The following is a 19,027-nucleotide window of genomic DNA, read 5'->3' on the forward strand; positions in this document are numbered from 1 at the left end:
TTCCAAAGTTCTAGCGGGAAGCAGCGAAAGGATGGAGTGGCATTAATGAGCTTACAGGATCTGAAAGTCAAATTTATCGAGAAATACGGAAAAAGCACAGAGGAGGTGCGTGTATTCTATGCTCCGGGGCGGGTGAATCTCATCGGAGAGCATTTGGATTACAACGGGGGATACGTGTTTCCGGCAGCGCTGGACTTTGGGACTACACTGATCGTGCGGCCGCGCAGCGACGGCAAGGTTCAGTTCGCATCGACGAATTTTCCATATGAAGCTTCCATTGACTACAGTGAAATCGGCAAAGCCAAAACCGGGGAATGGGTGGACTATCCGGTAGGTGTGATGGTGGAACTGGCCAAAAAAGATCTTCCGGTCTCTGCAGGTTATGATCTCCTGTTCCATGGCGAGATTCCGAACGGCTCGGGCCTGTCCTCCTCGGCTTCCATCGAAGTGGTTACCGGCTTCGCCTTCCTGACGCTGCTCGGCGGAGATACGGATACTGTGGAAATTGCCTTGCTGTCGCAGCGTGCGGAGAACCAGTACGTGGGCGTAAACTCCGGGATTATGGACCAGTTCGCCGTGGCCAACGGCAAGCGCGATCAGGCGATCCTGCTGATGTGCGACACGCTGGAGTACAGCCTGATTCCTTTTGTAACCGGATCTTATAAGCTGGTGATCAGCAACACGAACAAGAAGAGAGGCCTGGTGGACTCCAAATACAATGAGCGCCGCAGCCAATGCGAAGAGGCCCTGGCGATTTTGAAGCAGGAGGTTCCGGGCTTGTCTTACCTGGCAGAGCTGAAGCCTGAGCAGTTTGAAGCACACAAGGACAAAATCACCGACGAAACGGTACAGCGCCGCGCCCGCCATGTAGTGGAAGAGAACCAGCGTGTGCTCGACTCCGTGGAATTACTGAAGCAGAACGATCTGAAGCAGTTCGGTCTGTATATGAATGATTCCCATGTCTCTCTGCGCGACCTCTATGAAGTCAGCTGTGAAGAACTGGATGTCATGGTGGAAGAAGCACAAAAGATTCCCGGCACTCTCGGCTCCCGGATGACCGGTGCAGGCTTTGGCGGCTGTACTGTATCGCTGGTGCATGAGAATGACGTGGAACGGTTTATTCGTGAAGTAGGAGAAGCCTACAGAACCAGAACCGGTTTAATCGGCGAGTTCTATGTATGCGGGATTGGCAATGGTGTAGAAGAACTGAAGGGAGTGGAGTAAGATGGCGATTCTGGTAACAGGTGGAGCAGGGTATATCGGTTCACATACCGTAGCGGAGCTGCTGGAGCGGGGCGAGGAGGTTGTGGTGATTGACAATCTGCTGACAGGACACCGCGAGGCGCTGCTGGGCGGCAAGCTGTATGAGGGCGACCTGCGTGACAAGGTAACACTGAATAAGCTTTTTTCGGAAAACAAAATCGATGCCGTCATTCACTTTGCCGCAAGCTCACTGGTTGGCGAGAGCATGAAGGACCCGGTCAAATATTATGACAACAATGTGTATGGCACCCAGTGTCTTTTGGAAGCCATGCAGCAGGCCGGTGTGGATAAAATCGTCTTCTCCTCCACAGCCGCAACCTACGGCGAACCGGAGAAGGTGCCGATTGAGGAAACCGACCGCACGGAACCGGCCAATGTGTACGGTGAAACCAAACTGACCATGGAACGGATGATGGCCTGGTTCGACAAGGTGCTGGGCATCAAGTATGTGGCGCTGCGTTATTTTAATGCCGCAGGTGCCCATGCCAGCGGGAAGATCGGGGAAGACCACCGTCCGGAGAGCCATCTGATTCCGCTGGTGCTGCAGACCGCCCTGAAGCAGCGCGAGAGCATTGCGGTGTTCGGCGACGATTATCCGACAGAAGACGGTACCTGTGTGCGCGACTATATCCATGTCAGCGATTTGGCGGATGCCCATGTACGGGCAGTGAATTACCTGCGCAGCGGCAGTGCCAGCAACATTTTCAACCTGGGCAACGGGCTGGGCTTCTCCGTCAAGCAGGTTATTGAAACGGCGAAGAAGGTAACCGGCCTGGATATTCCGGTAGTGATTCAGGAGCGCCGCGCCGGTGATCCGGCTGTACTGGTCGCTTCCTCCGACAAAGCCCGGTCTGTCCTTGGCTGGAATCCGCAGCACGCCGATGTCGAAGACATTATCCAAAGTGCCTGGAACTGGCATTCGGCCAATCCGCAGGGCTATGGGGAATAGATATCCGGCCAGGCCGAATATCTGCACCATTAGGGTAAGCACAGCCAGATGAAGGAGTAATGAAATGGATAACGAAAAGAGTGCCGCTCCCGCCGCGCAGAAGGCGCTGCATGCGATCGAACAGCTGGTGCTGTTTGCCGGCCACCAGCAGCTGATTCAGCCTGCGGATGCCGATTACAGCCGCAATGCGCTGCTGGACCAGTTCGGCTTCAGCGAGCCGTATGCTGCAGAATTCACAGAGGCTCCGCTTGAGAGCCCGCAGGCTCCGCTGGATGTTCTGATTGACTACGGCTTTGAAACCGGCCTGATTCCCGAGAATACCGATACGTACCGCGACCTGCTGGATGCCAAAATCATGGGCCTCCTCATGGCCCGCCCTTCCGAGGTCAATGCCGAGTTCTACAGGCTTTCCGCGGAGAAGGGCATTGAGGCGGCAACCGACCGCTTTTATAAGCTGAGCATTGATTCCAATTATATCCGTATGGACCGCATCTCCAAAAATGTGTTCTGGCTGCAGGATTCCCCGTACGGGGACATTGAGATGACGATCAATCTGTCCAAGCCGGAGAAAAATCCGAAGGAAATCGCCATGGCCCGGCTGCTTCCGCCGCCGGTGTATCCGAAATGCCTGCTTTGCCGCGAGAATGTAGGTTATGCCGGAAGGCTCAATCACCCGCCGCGGCAGAATCTGCGCGTTATTCCGCTGAAGCTGAACAACGAGAACTGGTTCCTTCAGTATTCTCCTTATGTCTACTACAATGAGCACTGCATCGTGTTCCACCACGATCATGTGCCGATGAAGCTGACGAAGGATTCGCTGAAGCGCCTGCTTAGCTTTGTGGAAGCTTTTCCGCATTATTTCATCGGCTCTAATGCCGATCTGCCGATCGTTGGCGGCTCGATTCTGACCCATGACCATTTTCAGGGCGGGCGACATACTTTCCCGATCCAGAAAGCACCGAAGGAAATTACCTTCACCCACGCTGCCTATCCGGGTGTCAGTCTCAGTATCGTGAAGTGGCCAATGTCGGTGCTGCGTCTGCAGGGAGCCGATCCGGCAGTGCTGCTCGAATGCGGTAATGAAATCTATGAAGCGTGGAAAGTCTACAGTGATCCTGAAGCGGAAATCCTGGCCGCCAGTGAGGTAGACGGGGAGCAGACGCGGCATAATACCGTCACTCCGATCGTACGCCGGTCAGAGGACGGCGGATTTGAGATGGATCTGGTGCTGCGCAACAACCGGACCAGCGAGGAGCATCCCGAAGGGATTTTCCACCCGCACCGGGAGATGCACCACATCAAAAAAGAAAATATCGGCCTGATCGAGGTAATGGGGCTGGCCATTCTGCCCGGCCGCCTGAAGGAGGAGCTGGATGCCGTCGGCGGAATTCTCGCCGGAGATACAGCTCTGCTGGAAGCCGTGCAGTCCCAGGCAGATCATGCGCTGGCACAGCATGCTTCCTGGATTCAGGAGCTGGCCGCACGCTTTGGGACAGCTATGGAGCGTGAAGAGGCAGTCAAGGCCGTGCAGAATGAGGTCGGCATCAAGTTCACCCACATTCTGGAGCATGCCGGTGTCTATAAGCGGACACCGGAAGGCCAGGCGGCTTTCCGCCGTTTTGCCCACAGTCTGGGCTTCCGGTGAGCCGGCGTCTGCACAGCTTCCTGTGGCTGTACAGGGCTTCGGCGAAGCCGTGCAGGCTCTGCTAATTGTATAGCTCTGCTTTAGGAAATGTCCCCGGCTGCTGCGGCGCGGGGGCATTTTTGTTCTTGTATAGGAAACTATGCAATGCTAAACAAAGTGGATATCTATGAAGCTTCAGAAGAATAGGAAGGTACAGGGGGAATAGGCTGCATCGGCGGAATTAGCGGACAGAGAAGGCCCTATTCTGCAAAAAAAGCATGCTTTCCTGGCGGATACGGACTGAAGCCGTTATATCGTTCATTGGAGCCTGGAATAAAGGGGAAAGGGACAAATAAAGGCATCTCAGTCCGCATAGCCTGCTGAACCGCCTGAATCGGCAAAATAAAGGCTCTCCTGTCCGCATCAGCCGTGGATCTATCGTCAAGAGGCCAAATGGCGTTAATTTTGCCTATGGTACAACCATCCGTGCCCCCAATGTGCCCCCAACGTACCCCAACGTACCCCAACGCCCCCCAACGTGCCCCCAATGTTCCCCAACGTCACCCCAACGTGCCCCCGTCGATTTTGACACGGTGAGGAAATCGCTGTGGTCAAATAAGCTCCGGGCTGTTTTTCACCCCGCCTGGGTGATTTTGTTCTTGTATAGGAAACTATGATACTTCCGCATGTGAATAAAATTATGCTTAAAGTTGTAGAATAATTACTTTGGACCCGTTTGTAACGAACAACGGCAGAAATACCATTGTTGGGACGTCGAAGGCTGGTTTGCCCAGAAACAACGGCAGAAATGCCGTTGTTGGAGCGTTGAAGGCCGGATTGCCCGGAAACAACGGCAGAATTACCGTTGTTGGAGCGTCGAAGGCCGGTTGGCCCGGAAACAACGGCAGAAATACCGTTGTTGGAGCGTTGAAGGCCGGATTGCCCGGAAACAACAGCAGAAATGCCGTTGTTGGAGCGTTGAAGGTCGGTTTGCCCGGAAACAACGGCAGAAATACCGTTGTTGGGACGTCGAAGGCCGAGGTCTGAGGGGGGAGTCGTTCCCCTGGTAGCGCTGGAACCAAGACGGCTGCACTGTCCGTGGAGGACAGCACAGCCGTTTTCGTGCTATGTTTTGGGGGAAGCAAAGCTTACCCCTTATTTATTTTCTTATGCCCGGCGGATAGTTTAAGTGCTGATTTGAATGCTGCGGGCGAGAGGTCTATAATAGGTTATTGCATCACATTCCTGAAATAACGGAGGGTTCATCCTTATGCGCAAGTTTGAATTTTATAATCCTACCAAGTTGATTTTTGGACAAGGTACCTTAAGCGCGCTTCAGACCGAAGTACCGAAATACGGCAAAAATGTACTGCTGATGTACGGCGGCGGCAGCATCAAGCGCAGCGGTCTGTACGATAATGTAATTACCGGGTTGAAGGCCATCGGTGCTGTAGTTACGGAATTGTCCGGCGTAGAACCGAATCCGCGTCTGTCCACCGTACATAAAGGTGTAGCCCTGTGCCGCGAGAAGAATATTGAGCTGATTCTCGCCGTCGGCGGCGGAAGCGTGCTGGACTGTGCCAAGGCGGTTGCAGTCGGTGCGAAGTATGATGGAGACATGTGGGACTTTGTGGAGCGCAAGGCGGCTCCGCAGGGAGCTTTGCCGCTAGGGACAGTGTTGACTATGGCTGCTACAGGCTCTGAAATGAACAACGGCTCCGTGATTACCAATGAAGTCACCAAAGAAAAAATGGGCTGGGGAAGTGTTCACGCCTTTCCGGCCTTTTCGATCCTTGATCCGGAGAATACCTTCTCCCTGCCGCGTGATCAGACCGTGTACGGAATGGTGGATATCATGTCCCACGTGCTGGAGCATTATTTCCATACCGATGGCAATACTCCGGTCCAGGACGGGTTCTGTGAGACGCTGCTGCGCACGGTGATTGACACAGCGCCGAAGCTGATTGAAGACCTGAACAACTATGAGCTGCGTGAAACGATCATGTACTGCGGGACCATGGCACTCAACGGAATGGTCAGCATGGGCTTTGCCGGTGACTGGGCTACCCACAATATTGAGCATGCCGTATCGGCGGTTTACGATATTCCGCACGGCGGCGGGCTGGCGATTCTCTTCCCGCACTGGATGAAATACAATCTCAGCACGAATCCTGCACGTTTCCGCCAGCTGGCTGTGAACGTATTCGGCATTGAGGCTGCCGGCAGATCCGATGAAGAGGTTGGCCTGGAGGGCATTGAAGCGCTGCGCCGTTTCTGGGATTCCATCGGCGCGCCAAAATCACTGGGCGACTACGATATCGACGGCAGTGAAATCGGCAGCATGGCCGACAAAGCCGTCCGCTTTGGACCCTTCGGCAATTTCCGTAAGCTGCAGCGTGAAGACGTTGTAGAAATTTATACGATGGCACTGTAAGAGCATCCGGCAGCCCGCTGCCGTTCAGTGCCTATAAACAAGAGCCGCCCCTTCCGGGGCGGCTTTTTTTAAAATATAATTTATATGTTTTGGGGAAACTGACTTCCCTCTTATTTAACTGTAATACAGTGTAAAAAAATGTGGATATCTTGGAAGCCTCACAGGAATATAAGCGATGCAGGAGGATAGGGCTCCATCCGCGGATTGAAGCGGACAGAGGAGCCCTTATTTTGCCAAAAATCTTACTTTTTCAGCAGTTGCGGACCGAGGAGCCGTTATATCGTTCAATTGATCCTGGAATAAAGGGGAAAGGGAGAAATAAAGGCATCTGAGTCCGTAGTCCTGCGGAATAGCCGAATCTTCTATCCATAACGGCTCTCCTGTCCGTAACGGCTGCGGATCGATCGCGAAGGAATAGGGCGATCTGTCTTTACCGGCTTCTTCGCAGGTGCTAGTTGGAAAAAGGGAACTTATTTTTCTGGAAATTAAGAAATTCTGAGAGTGAAGTGGAAAAAGTAAACCTAATCACCCATGGCCTGGCGGCCACCGTCGGTCATGAAAATCAGGTGAAGTCAGAGTATATATTTGGTAAAATCGTGCTGTGGATCAGAGGTCGATTCAATATTGGTGAAACATCCCGTAACCTAATCTGACCAACTGCAACGACGAGGATCGCCGAGTGTTGCCACGAGCACGTGTATAAAATTTCACCTCTTTAGGTTGCATGATCCACGCATACTTTTAGCTTGGAGGTAGGGAATATGGATGCCATTCGTGAACGCTGTGCCGGGTTGGATATTCATCAGGAGACGGTGGTGGTTTGTCTACTGAGTGGCCCCCTGGAGAAGAAACCCAAGTCCGTGATCGAGACGTTTGGAACCACGACCCGCGAGCTTTTGAGATTACAGGAGTGGCTGGAGCAGCAGGGATGTACCGAGATTGCCATGGAAAGTACAGGGGTCTTTTGGAAACCCGTGTGGAACATTCTAGAAAGCACCTGTACGATCACGCTGGCCAACCCGCAACGCATCCGCAATATGCCCGGGAAGAAGACCGACGTCAAGGATGCCGAGTGGATCGCCAAGCTCCACCGCTGCGGCTTGATTGAGGGAAGCTTTGTCCCGGACGAGCCCATCCGCGATTTGCGTGACCTTACCCGGTATCTGCGCAAGCTTAAGCAAAACGCGACGCAAGAAAAGAACCGGATTCACAAAATTCTACAAGATGCCAACATTAAACTGACCACGTATGTCTCCGATCTTTTTGGCGTTCTGGTCGTGCGCTACTGGACTCGATTGTGAATGGCGAAGTGCTGGAGGTGCATGAGGTCCGCAAGCTGGTGCATACCCGGCTGAAGATGAAGGTGCCTTCTCTTGTTGAGGCATTGAACGGCCGACTGCGCCTGCATCACCGGAAGATGATCCGGCGTCATTGGGATCATTTGCAGTATCTGGAGAGTGAAATGCAGACGTTGGAAGCTGAAATTGAGGAACTGGTGCAACCCTACATGAAGGAAATTGAACTGCTGGATACCATTCCAGGCGTGAGCACGGATGCTGCGGCGAGCATCGTGGCGGAACTGGGTACCGACATGTCTCCTTTTCCAAGTGAAGCCCATCTGGCCTCTTGGGTCGGGGTGTGTCCGGCCAATCATGAGAGTGCGGTAAAAAAAAAGTAAAAAGAACCAACGCGGGAATCGAGGTCTGAAAGCCGTACTCGTCCAGTGCGCTTGGGCAGCGAGCAAGACCAAGAATAATCGGCTTTCCGCTATGTACAGTCGGATCGTGAAACGGGCAGGAAAACAGAAAGCCATCGTCGCTTTAGCCCATGCAATGATCCGAATCATGTATGTGATGCTTCGGGATAAAGTCCCCTATACCGAGCTGGGGACGGAATATCTGAACACCCCAGAGCAGACCGCAAATTACCTGATTAAAAAACTTCAAAAGCTAGGCTACCAAGTGGAACTGACACCTATTACATGATACCCACTTTTTAAAAAAATGAAGTTCCGATATAGGGGATCTTTAAAGCAAAATTTACTTTCGAGCTGTGAAGCGACAAAGTTATTTTCGTATAAAGTGGGCCACATTTCTGGCCCAATGGCGAAATGGGCTGAATTAGTGTCCTTTTTCCACTTCATCTGCCCAAGGGTAGGGTACTTCGGCAAATTAGTTAACCTTTTTCCACTTAAAGAGTTGCCGTAGGATTCCGGGGAGTCGTTCTCCAGGTAACACTAGAACCAAGACGGCTGCGCTGTCCCGTGGAGGACCGCACAGCCGTTTCTACTTGTACATTGTTGTCCCCGCAAAGTACCTGAATCGCTGCTTCTAAGCTAAAGCCCCACTTTCTGGGTTATTTTATCGGGGCCCCGGCTAAGCCCCGCTGGACCTCAGGAAATGGCCCCGCTGATGAGGTTGATTATATAACGTTTATGTATGGCTACTCCTTGATTTCATACATTCTTGAGATAAATACCCAAGATTGTGAAACCAAGGACATGGTTTATACGTTTAAGCTATTATGACAGTCCGGAAGTAAAGACGGGAGGAGAACGATATGGAAACGCTGTATTTGGGCTGTTTGGCGCTTGGCGTCATTTTTGCCGTAGTCAGCGTGCTTTTGGGAGATCTGATCGGCAGTGCTTTGGACGGAATTTTTGATGTGGTGTCTTTTCATTTTATCAGCCCTGCGGTTCTGGCCGGAGGCATCACCGTATTCGGGGGGGCAGGCATTTTGCTGACCCGCTACAGCAGTCTGGAGAAGGGTCCGGTTCTGGCATTGTCTCTCTTGACGGCGGCGTTTATGGGCGTGGTCATGTATCTGGGCGTAGTGAAGCCTGTGAACAAGAGCGAAATGTCCAGCGGATTTTCCATGAGTGAACTGCCCGGCAAAATCGGGGAAATTACCGTCCCCGTTCCGGCACAGGGCTACGGCGAGATTATGGTGAAGTTCGGTGCAGGCAACAGTCTGCATACGGCGGCCAGCTTTGATCATCATCCTCTGCCTGCCGGAATAAAGGTTGTAGTGGTTGATGTCGAAGATGGTGTTGCGCTTGTGTCTGAATTCGAACAGCGAAGAGGAGTGGATGCGTAATGTTTGGTTTGCCTGATTTTTTGTTTATTCCAGCTGTGGTAATTGCGGTGCTTCTGGTGCTCGGGATTGCCTTCTGGGCGCGGTACAAGACGGTAGGCCCTGATGAAGGGATGATCGTTACCGGTTCCTTCCTTGGCAGCAATCATATATCCGATGACGGCTCCGGCCGCAAAATCAAGATCGTCCGCGGAGGCGGGGCATTTATTCTTCCGGTCTTCCAGAAGGCGGAATTCATGTCGCTGCTGTCCCACAAGCTCGATGTGACGACACCGGAGGTGTACACGGAGCAAGGGGTGCCTGTCATTGCCGACGGGGTGGCCATTATCAAGGTGGGCAGCTCCACCGAGGATGTGGCTACCGCAGCCGAGCAGTTCATGGGCAAGCCGATTGATGCGCTGAAGAGCGAAGCCCAGGAGGTGCTGGAGGGCCATCTGCGGGCAATCCTCGGTTCGATGACCGTGGAGGAGGTCTACCGCAACCGTGACCGTTTTGCCCAGGAGGTTCAAGGGGTAGCTGCACGTGATCTGAAAAAAATGGGGCTGCAGATTGTCTCCTTCACGATTAAGGATGTGCGCGACAAGCATGGATATCTGGAAGCGCTCGGGAAGCCGCGGATTGCGGCTGTTAAGAGGGATGCAGAGATTGCCGAAGCGGAAGCGCTGCGGGATGCGCGGATTCAAAAGGCCAATGCCGAAGAACAGGGGCAGAAGGCCGAGCTGCTGCGCGACACGAACATTGCCGAAGCCTCCAAGGATAACCAGCTCAAGGTTGCCGCTTTTAAGCGCGATCAGGATACTGCGAAGGCGGAAGCTGACCAGGCGTACCATATTCAGGAGGCACGTGCCAAACAGACAGTGGTAGAGGAGCAGATGAAGGTCGAACTGGTCCGCAAGGAACGTGAGATTGACCTTCAGGCCAAGGAAATCCAGGTCCGTGAGAAGCAGTATGACGCGGAAGTGAAGAAAAAAGCCGAAGCCGACCGCTATGCGGTGGAACAGGCGGCGGAAGCCGACAAGGCGAAGAGAATGCGCGAAGCGGATGCCTTGCAGTACAGCATTGAAACCCAGGCCCGCGCGACTTCAGAGCAGAAGCGGCTGGAAGGCCAGGCGGTGGCGGATGCTGAGCTGGCCAAAGGTAAAGCGGAATCCGAGGTGATCCGGCTGCGCGGTCTTGCGGAAGCGGAAGCCAAGGAGAAGCTGGCGGAAGCGTTCCAGAAATTCGGCGAGGCCGCTGTACTCGATATTATCGTGAAAATGCTGCCTGAGCTGGCCGGACGCATCGCCGAGCCGCTCGCTTCGATCGATAAGCTTACGGTGGTGGATACCGGCAACGGGGAGGGGGCGGCCCGGGTCAGCAACTATGTGACCCAGCTGATGTCCACGGCTCCTGAAATGCTGAAGAGTGTGTCCGGGATTGATGTGGAGGCGTTGATCAAGGGGCTGACCAAAGGGAATACGCACACCCCGGCATCTTCCGGTCCGGCTGTAACCCAGCCTGCAGCTTCTGCTCCTGTAGCACTGGCTGAGAAACGCGAAGAATAGTAAATAAGCACCAAGATCCAGGGGATGACCGGCTTCCGCCTGTCGTCCCTTTCTTTTTAAACATCCGCAGTTATGAGAAGTGGAGGTGGCCCGGTTGCAGCTGATTCTGGATAATATCCGCAAAAGCTTTGATAACAAGACAGTGCTGAAAGGCATCGATTTTACCTTTGAACAAGGCAAAATCTACGGCCTGCTGGGGCGCAACGGAGCCGGGAAGACTTCGCTCTTCAATTGCCTGAGCGGAGAAACCCGGATGGACAGCGGTGGAGCTTTTTTACGGCGAAATGAAGTAAGCCTGCCGCTGCGGGAGGAGGAGATCGGGTATGTCTTTTCTCTGCCGATCCTGCCGGAATTCCTGACAGGCTATGAATTTGTGAAGTTTTATATGGACATCAACCAGGATAAAATACAGTCCGGCAGAACCATTGACGGCTATTTTGACATTATCCGGTTTGAGCAAGAGGACCGGCACCGGCTGATCAAAGGCTATTCCCACGGCATGAAGAACAAAATCCAAATGCTGTGCTTTATCATCACCCGTCCACCGCTGATCCTGCTGGATGAGCCGCTTACCTCGTTCGACGTCGTGGTGGCGCTGGAGATCAAGAAGCTGCTGCGTGAGATGAAGCAGGACCATATTATTATTTTCTCGACCCATATTCTGCAGCTTGCCGCCGATCTGTGCGATGAGCTGGTCATTTTGAATAACGGTGTGCTTCAGGAGATTCCCGCAGACACCCTGCACAGTCCGGAATTCGAGGAACAGATTATCGCACTGCTGAAGGATGGCAGCCATGATTAGCACGCTGAATACCATAATGAAGATCCGCGGGGCCTCGGGGGCGAACCGTCTGCTATACTATTTTGGAAGGCTGCCTCTTATCGGTAAACTGATGAATGACAACGTGTACTCCAAGGCCTCCCTCAAAAAAACATTCACCATAGCGGTCCTTATCCTGAAAATGATCTGGGGTTTTCTGTCCAAGTTTGCCTATCTGGGGCTTGTGGTGTACCTGCCTGTCCAGCTTGCCGTCAAGGAGCTGCCGATTGCGGAGCAGTACGATCTGTATCTGTATATTCTGGTTCTGCTAAGCTTTGGGGTGGGGGCTGTGTCGAATGCGATTATTCTGGAACCCAAGCGGGATAAATATATCTGTGTCAAGCTGATGAGGCTGCCTGCGGACAAATACATGCATGCTGTGATGGCCCTCCGGGCGCTGACTTTTTTTGTTTATTTTATTCCTGCAATGGTGGTATTTGCCCGGGCCTATGGCGCGCCGCTCTGGCAGGGTCTGCTGCTGTCCTTACTGCTGTCCTTATGGCGTATAGCTGGTGAAGCGCTGCATTTATGGATTTTTGACCGGAAGGAAATTGTTCTGGTGAAAAAAAACGGCCTCGTCTGGACCGTCATTGGTGCAGGCTATCTGCTGGCTTATGTCCCGCTGTACATGGGAAGCTCTCTGCTTGATATGGATAACATGCTGTTTAGCCTTCCCTTGAGTCTGGCGCTTGTGGTTCTGGGAGCTGTATCCGCTTGGTATATTGCGAGGTATGCCGGCTACCGGAACGCAGTGGATGCGGTCACCAAAATAGATGATCCGCTGCTGGACATGGGAAGGATGATGAAAGAGGCAAGCATGAAGCAGGTCGAGACTAAGGAGAAGGACTTCTCGGCAGAGAAGCTGAGGCCTGGCCAATTTGCGGGGAAAAGCGGCTTTGCCTACTTGAACGCCATTTTTTTCTCCCGGCATAAACGTTTCCTGATTCAGCCCATTCAGCGGCGGCTGGTGATCATTGGCGCGCTTTCTGCTGCCGGGCTGCTGGCGATGTTCGCCGCCCCGGACGCCTTCTCGAAGCTGGCCCGCTATTTAATCAGCAGCCTCCCTGTCCTGGTCATTGCCATGAATTTCACCTCCATCGGGGAACGGGTCTGCAAAGCGATGTTCTTCAACTGTGACCTGAGTCTGCTGCGGTATGGATTTTACCGCGAACGTTCGGCGATTCTGAGCAATTTCCGCACCCGCCTGCTCCGCATCAGCGGCCTTAATCTCATTCCGGCCGCAGCTATCTGTGTCGGCGTGAATCTGCTCCTTTTCTTGTCCGGGGAGCATTGGGGTGTTGGGGAAGCACTGATTGTAAGCTGTGCTATCCTGGGGTTGTCACTGTTTTTCTCCGTACATCATTTGTTTATGTATTATATCTTCCAGCCCTACAGCACGGAACTGAATGTGAAGAATCCGTTCTTCAGTATCGTGAACAGTATCGTTCTGGCGGTGGGCGTCGTCTGCATGCAGTTTCAGAGCTCGCCGGCCCGGTTTGCTATGGTCGTGCTGCTTGCGGCTGCGGCCTATATGCTGATTGCCTTGTTTTTGGTATACAAATATTCGTCCAGAACCTTCCGCGTGAAATGATATCTCCTTCCAGCCTCTTCTAAAATGGAATTCTTGATGTTATGATGATAGCTCAAGTATAATCTACAGATGCTGCGGCGTTATACGGGCTGCTTTAAAAAGAAAGGGTATTCAGAAGTAAAAGAGGTGTCGGAAGTGAGCAGTATAACAGTAGCAAAGGTACTTAACAATAATGTGATTATCGCCCAGCATCCCCAATATGCCGAAGTAGTTGTCATTGGCAAGGGCATCGGATTCAACCGTAAAGTACGCGATATGATCAATCTGTCCTCCGTGGAGAAGATGTTTATTCTCCGCAACCAGGAAGAGCAGGAGCAATATAAGCAGCTCGTTCCCCAGGTGGACGAGAAGCTGATTGAGGTTGTGCAAGAGATTGTACTGCATATCCTGCAGAACAGCCGCCAGCCGCTGAATGAGCATATTCATATTGCGTTAACCGATCATATCTCTTTCGCCATCCGCCGTAACGAGCAGAATATTGCCATACATAATCCGTTTCTGTACGAAACCAAAGAAATCTATCCTGAAGAGTACAGCCTGGCGGAGTATGCGGTGGGGAGGATTAACGAGGCGATGGGGGTGAAACTGCCTTCAGACGAAATTGGTTTTGTCGCCCTGCATATTGTCAGCGCACTCAGCAACCGGCATATTTCCGAGGTCAAGGAGCATTCGCTGCTGATTGGGGATTTGGTGAATCTGGTGGAGGATCATCTGGAATATCATATTCCGCGCGATTCCCTGGATTACTCCCGGCTGGTGACCCATCTGCGCTTCGTGCTGGAGCGGCTCCGCCGGGGCGAAACAGTCCGCGAAACCTCCTCGCTCGATGGATTGATGAAACGGGAATATCCGGAGATGTATATGCTGGCCTGGAAGCTGACCAAAGTTATCGAGAAGCGGGTGCGTATTCCTGTATACGCGGCAGAAGTAAGCTACCTGACGATTCATCTGCAGCGGCTTGCCCAGAAAAAAGAGGATGAAGCGGACATGCAGCAGCCGGATTAAGCCTTACAACAAGGGACGGTTTTGCTGTCCTCTGAAAGATGCGCCTTCATATGCATTCTTACATTTGGAGCCAAGCCCCGCGTTTCGTTTTTTTTGCTTGCATGTTCAAAAAAACGGTGCTACAATGTTCCCTGGTAAAACAAAACAGAATTCAAAGCGTGTAACTGATTCGATCAGGCATGAGTGATTTACAGTATTTTGGTTGTTCAGCCCCAAGTCGGGGTAATCTAACGTTGTGTTAGAGGAACAACCTGTATACTGTATTGCTCATGCCTTTTTTGGCTTCTGTTTGAACGAAATTAATGTGTAAGGGAGTGAACTCCATGTTCAAAAAGCTGTTTGGCGTGCTGCAGAGGGTTGGTAAGGCACTTATGCTGCCTGTTGCCATTCTGCCTGCTGCGGGTCTGCTTCTTGGGATCGGCAACATGCTGGTTAACCCCGACTTCCTCCAATACGTTCCGGCGCTGGAAAATGATGTAGTTCAAGCCGTTGCAACCGTATTGATGAATTCCGGGCAAATTGTTTTTGACAATCTGTCGCTGCTGTTTGCCGTTGGTGTAGCCATCGGCTTGGCCGGAGGCGAAGGGGTCGCCGGTCTGGCCGCCATCATCGGGTTCCTCGTCATGAACGTAACGATGGGGACGGTTGTCGGTGTGAATGCTTATGTGCTTTCCTGGAAGGATTATGCCTACTCCAGTGTGCTCGGCATTCCTACATTGCAGACCGGTGTCTTTGGCGGTATTCTGGTAGGTATTCTAGCGTCAGCAATGTATAAGCGGTTTTTCCGCATAGAGTTGCCGTCCTATCTCGGCTTCTTTGCAGGTAAACGCTTTGTGCCAATTATGACTGCAGTAACATCACTGTTGCTTGGTCTCCTGCTTACACTGATCTGGCCGCCGATTCAGCACGGTCTGAACTATGTATCGCAGAGTATGATCAACACGAACCTGACACTGTCGGCGTTCATCTTTGGGGTCATCGAGCGTTCACTGATTCCTTTTGGCCTGCATCACATCTTCTATTCGCCATTCTGGTATGAATTTGGAAGCTATGTGGATAAAGCGGGCGATCTGATTCGCGGGGACCAGCGGATATTCATGCAGCAGCTCCGCGATGGTGTTGAGTTTACAGCGGGAACCTTTACGACAGGTAAATACCCATTCATGATGTTCGGTCTGCCTGCTGCGGCGCTGGCAATCTATCATGAAGCCAGACCCGAAAATAAACGGGTGGTCGGCAGCTTGATGATTTCTGCGGCCCTGACTTCATTCCTGACCGGGATTACCGAGCCGCTGGAATTCTCGTTCCTGTTCGTGGCTCCGCTGCTGTTCGCAGTACATGCCGTATTTGCAGGTCTGTCCTTCATGACCATGCACATCCTGAACGTCAAAATCGGGATGACCTTCTCCGGCGGGTTCATCGACTATATGCTCTTCGGGGTTATTCCTAACCGTACAGCATGGTGGCTGGTTATCCCGGTAGGTCTTGTGCTTGCGGTCATCTACTACTTCGGATTCCGCTTTGTAATCCGGAAGTTTAACCTCAGAACACCGGGCCGCGAAGATCCGTCCGATGATGTTGAAGAGACTGACACTGAGAATGTATCCAGAAGCGGCGACGATCTGCCGCGCAACATCTTGTCCGCGCTTGGCGGCAAAGAAAACATTACCCACCTCGACGCTTGTATTACACGCCTTCGTGTAGAGGTCAAGGATAAAGCCGGAGTTGACAAGAACCGCCTGAAGAAGCTGGGTGCATCCGGCGTGCTTGAAGTCGGCAACAACGTGCAGGCGATCTTCGGAACCCGGTCCGATACGATCAAATCGCAGATCCAGGATGTGATGGACGGCAGAACGCCTGCCGCTTCACCGGCAGCGGCCGCACCGCAGCCTGAGCTTGAGAAGCAGGCAGGTGAAGAAGGCGCAGCCATTATCCCTGAAGATATCGTGTCTCCGGTCAACGGAGAACTGCTCGATATCACCCAGGTACCGGATGCCGTCTTCTCCCAGAAGATGACCGGTGACGGGTTTGCATTCCTGTCGGATGACGGCAAGATTGCCTCGCCGGTATACGGCAAGGTGTTCAACGTCTTCCCGAGCAAGCATGCGGTCGGCATCATGTCCGATGGCGGCAAGGAAGTGCTGGTTCATATCGGCGTCAACACGGTTAAACTCAAAGGGAAAGGTTTTACAGTCCTGGTTGAAGAAGGTGATCTGGTTGCCGCAGGACAGCCGATCATGGAGGTTGATCTGGAGTACGTCAAGGCAAATGCGCCTTCTGTGATTTCACCAGTGATATTCTCCAATCTGCCGGAAGGATCAGCGGTCACTTTGAAGAAGCCGGGTAAAGTGGTTATCGGCGATAAAGATATCATCAGCATCATGTAAAATGTGCAATGGCGAAGCGCTTCCTATATAATTAAAGGGAGCGCGGCCTTCACCATATAATACAAACCTATATGAACAGAAAGCGAGTTGGATATTATCATGCAAAAAACATTCAGAATTATTGACGAAGACGGAATTCACGCACGCCCGGCAACAGCGCTGGTAAATACAGCAACTAAATTCAAAGGCACTGAATCCTTTGCAGAAGCCAAAGGTAAAAAAGTAACGCTTAAATCCATTCTCGGCGTATTGTCTTTGGGTCTTGAAGCCGGCGATACACTGACTCTGATTACAGAAGGCAGTGAAGAAGCTGAAGCCCTGAGCGCACTTCAGGAAGTTATGGTTAAAGAAGGGCTGGGAGAGCTGCATGAGTAAAATTTCAGGAATCGCGGCTTCAGCAGGTATTGCCGTAGCCCGTGCCTTTATCCTGGAACATCCGGACTATACCATTACAAAAACGGCTGCCGCCGACGTGGAAGCAGAGATTGCTAAACTGACAGACGCGCTGGAGAAATCCAAAGCCGAGCTGCAGAGCATCAAGGAGCGCACGCTTGCTGAGCTGGGGGAGAAGAAAGCGGAGATTTTTGAATCCCATCTGCTGATTCTGGATGATCCCGAGCTGATCAGTCCGGTAATGGACAAAATCCGCGAGGAAATGGTTAATGCGGACTACGCCTTAAATGAAGTGGCCACACAGTTTATTGAAATGTTCGAAAATATGAAAAGTGCGTACCTGCAGGAACGTGCGGCGGATATGCGTGATGTGACCAAACGCGTGCTGAACCACCTGCTCGGTATTCATTACGTCAGCCCTGCCGAGATCAGCGAGGAAGTCATCGTGATCGCCCAGGATTTGACCCCTTCCGATACAGCACAGCTGAACCGCAACTTTGTCAAGGGCTTCACTACGAACATCGGCGGACGCACGTCACACTCGGCCATCATGGCCCGTTCGCTGGAAATCCCGGCGGTAGTCGGCACTAAGAATGTGCTGTCTGAAGTCAAGGCAGGAGATCTGGTGATTGTCGACGGCCTGAGCGGCGATGTGCTGATCAATCCGAGCGACGCTGAAGTGGCGGAGTACAAAGCCAAGCAAGCCGCTTATGATCTGCAAATCGCTGAGTGGAAAAAGCTCCGCGACGAGCCGACGGTATCGGCAGACGGCAAGCATGTGGAGCTGGCGGCCAACATCGGCACACCTAACGATGTGAACGGTGTAATCGATAACGGCGGGGAAGGCGTGGGCCTGTACCGCACCGAGTTCCTGTACATGGGCCGCGACAAGCTGCCTTCCGAGGAAATCCAGTACAATGCTTACCGCACCGTACTGGAGAACATGAAGGGCAAACCGGTTGTGGTGCGCACGCTCGATATCGGCGGTGACAAGGAGCTGCCTTACCTGGATCTGCCGAAGGAAATGAACCCGTTCCTCGGTTTCCGGGCGATCCGCCTGTGTCTGGACCGTCAGGATATTTTCCGCACCCAGCTGCGTGCCTTGCTCAGAGCGAGTGCCCACGGTGATTTGCGGATCATGTTCCCGATGATCGCTACGCTCGGCGAATTCCGGGCAGCCCGTGATTTGCTGCTGGAAGAGAAGGCCAAGCTGCGCGAAGAAGGCAAGGAAGTATCGGACAGCATTCAATTGGGCATTATGGTGGAGATTCCTTCCACGGCGGTCCTGGCTGACCAGTTCGCCAAAGAAGTGGACTTCTTCAGTATCGGAACCAATGACCTTATCCAATATACAATGGCTGCTGACCGTATGAATGAGCGGGTATCGTACCTGTACCAGCCATACAACCCGGCCATTCTGCGCCTGGTCAAAACTGTGATTGACGCCGCCCATGCTGAAGGCAAATGGGCTGGCATGTGCGGTGAAATGGCTGGCGACAGCACAGCGATTCCGCTGCTGCTTGGCCTTGGCCTTGATGAATTCAGCATGAGCGCCACCTCCATTCTTCCGGCACGCAGCCAGATCTCCAAGCTGTCTGCCGCAGAGATGAAGGAAATGGCTGCGAAGGCGCTGCAGCTTAGCACCGCCGAGGAAGTTGCCGCACTGGTGCAGAGCAGCGTCAAATAATTACTTGTTTCAGGAATTACTCCGTTTGATCCGCAAGTCACTTTTCCAACTACTTTATGCCGGCCTCCTTCGGGAGGCCGGTTTTTTTGCATCAATTTACAGTAGCTATCCAAACCTTAGCAGGTTATACTTCCGGTAGACCAGCTGTTTTCGCTGGATAAGCTTAAGCGGGGAGCTGTAACAGCCGATATAGGAATGTAGACAGCAGAATAGGTTCTTGGACCCAAACTTGTGAAC

Annotated in this window: 16 protein-coding genes; 15 read left to right on the forward strand and 1 reads right to left on the reverse strand. The window is 52.6% G+C overall.

Annotated features, from left to right (window positions below):
• The first annotated feature begins 45 nt into the window (after positions 1 to 45).
• From PRIO_RS10015 to PRIO_RS10025, 3 genes are all read left to right on the forward strand, one after another.
• Positions 46 to 1,224, forward strand: coding sequence for a galactokinase (locus tag PRIO_RS10015; protein WP_020426876.1), 1,179 nt, complete (start codon positions 46 to 48; stop codon positions 1,222 to 1,224).
• Position 1,225: 1 nt separating this feature from the next.
• Positions 1,226 to 2,212: a UDP-glucose 4-epimerase GalE gene (gene galE, locus PRIO_RS10020; RefSeq protein ID WP_039838226.1), complete on the forward strand. Its 987-nt coding sequence runs from the start codon at positions 1,226 to 1,228 to the stop codon at positions 2,210 to 2,212.
• A gap of 64 nt (positions 2,213 to 2,276) precedes the next feature.
• A complete protein-coding gene (locus tag PRIO_RS10025) occupies positions 2,277 to 3,857 on the forward strand; it encodes a UDP-glucose--hexose-1-phosphate uridylyltransferase (RefSeq protein ID WP_020426873.1) in 1,581 nt (526 codons plus the stop codon).
• Between the two features lie 683 nt (positions 3,858 to 4,540).
• Here the strand turns inward: PRIO_RS10025 and PRIO_RS36000 are convergent.
• The gene (locus tag PRIO_RS36000) at positions 4,541 to 4,981 is read right to left on the reverse strand and encodes a hypothetical protein (RefSeq protein ID WP_167345603.1); all 441 of its coding nucleotides are present in this window, start codon (positions 4,979 to 4,981) and stop codon (positions 4,541 to 4,543) included.
• 125 nt (positions 4,982 to 5,106) lie between these two features.
• Here PRIO_RS36000 and PRIO_RS10035 point away from each other — a divergent pair, with 125 nt between their 5' ends.
• The 12 genes from PRIO_RS10035 (at position 5,107) to ptsP (ending at position 18,790) form a co-directional block, all read left to right on the forward strand.
• Entirely contained in the window at positions 5,107 to 6,270 is a 1,164-nt protein-coding gene (locus PRIO_RS10035; protein WP_020427311.1) for an iron-containing alcohol dehydrogenase, read from the forward strand.
• A gap of 761 nt (positions 6,271 to 7,031) precedes the next feature.
• Positions 7,032 to 7,571: an IS110 family transposase gene (locus PRIO_RS36680; protein WP_231869713.1), complete on the forward strand. Its 540-nt coding sequence runs from the start codon at positions 7,032 to 7,034 to the stop codon at positions 7,569 to 7,571.
• The gene (locus tag PRIO_RS36685; protein WP_231869712.1) at positions 7,568 to 7,948 is read left to right on the forward strand and encodes a transposase; all 381 of its coding nucleotides are present in this window, start codon (positions 7,568 to 7,570) and stop codon (positions 7,946 to 7,948) included. Before PRIO_RS36680 ends, PRIO_RS36685 begins: the two co-directional genes overlap by 4 nt.
• 91 nt (positions 7,949 to 8,039) lie before the next feature.
• Complete coding sequence (locus PRIO_RS36690; protein WP_052741404.1) at positions 8,040 to 8,255, forward strand: hypothetical protein; 216 nt, start codon at positions 8,040 to 8,042, stop codon at positions 8,253 to 8,255.
• A 574-nt stretch (positions 8,256 to 8,829) separates the two neighbouring features.
• The gene (locus tag PRIO_RS10055) at positions 8,830 to 9,366 is read left to right on the forward strand and encodes an NfeD family membrane protein (RefSeq protein WP_020428142.1); all 537 of its coding nucleotides are present in this window, start codon (positions 8,830 to 8,832) and stop codon (positions 9,364 to 9,366) included.
• Positions 9,366 to 10,907, forward strand: a complete 1,542-nt coding sequence (locus PRIO_RS10060) for a flotillin lipid rafts scaffold protein FloT (RefSeq protein WP_144412095.1) — start codon at positions 9,366 to 9,368, stop codon at positions 10,905 to 10,907. The genes PRIO_RS10055 and PRIO_RS10060 overlap by 1 nt, the downstream gene beginning before the upstream one ends.
• A gap of 85 nt (positions 10,908 to 10,992) precedes the next feature.
• Complete coding sequence (locus tag PRIO_RS10065; protein WP_231869854.1) at positions 10,993 to 11,709, forward strand: ABC transporter ATP-binding protein; 717 nt, start codon at positions 10,993 to 10,995, stop codon at positions 11,707 to 11,709.
• Positions 11,693 to 13,318: a hypothetical protein gene (locus PRIO_RS10070; RefSeq protein WP_167345604.1), complete on the forward strand. Its 1,626-nt coding sequence runs from the start codon at positions 11,693 to 11,695 to the stop codon at positions 13,316 to 13,318. Before PRIO_RS10065 ends, PRIO_RS10070 begins: the two co-directional genes overlap by 17 nt.
• A 135-nt stretch (positions 13,319 to 13,453) precedes the next feature.
• Positions 13,454 to 14,323 carry a glucose PTS transporter transcription antiterminator GlcT gene (glcT, locus tag PRIO_RS10075; protein ID WP_046502153.1) on the forward strand — a complete coding sequence of 290 codons (870 nt, stop codon included), beginning with the start codon at positions 13,454 to 13,456 and terminating at the stop codon, positions 14,321 to 14,323.
• A 323-nt stretch (positions 14,324 to 14,646) separates the two neighbouring features.
• Entirely contained in the window at positions 14,647 to 16,710 is a 2,064-nt protein-coding gene (gene ptsG, locus PRIO_RS10080) for a glucose-specific PTS transporter subunit IIBC (RefSeq protein ID WP_020432774.1), read from the forward strand.
• A 99-nt stretch (positions 16,711 to 16,809) separates the two neighbouring features.
• A complete protein-coding gene (locus tag PRIO_RS10085; protein ID WP_039790804.1) occupies positions 16,810 to 17,085 on the forward strand; it encodes an HPr family phosphocarrier protein in 276 nt (91 codons plus the stop codon).
• On the forward strand, positions 17,078 to 18,790 hold the full coding sequence (gene ptsP / locus PRIO_RS10090; protein WP_046502156.1) for a phosphoenolpyruvate--protein phosphotransferase: 1,713 nt from the start codon (positions 17,078 to 17,080) through the stop codon (positions 18,788 to 18,790). The genes PRIO_RS10085 and ptsP overlap by 8 nt, the downstream gene beginning before the upstream one ends.
• The last annotated feature ends 237 nt before the right edge of the window (positions 18,791 to 19,027 follow it).

Origin of the sequence: Paenibacillus riograndensis SBR5 (assembly GCF_000981585.1) — a bacterium.
Lineage (GTDB): Bacteria > Bacillota > Bacilli > Paenibacillales > Paenibacillaceae > Paenibacillus_AQ > Paenibacillus_AQ riograndensis.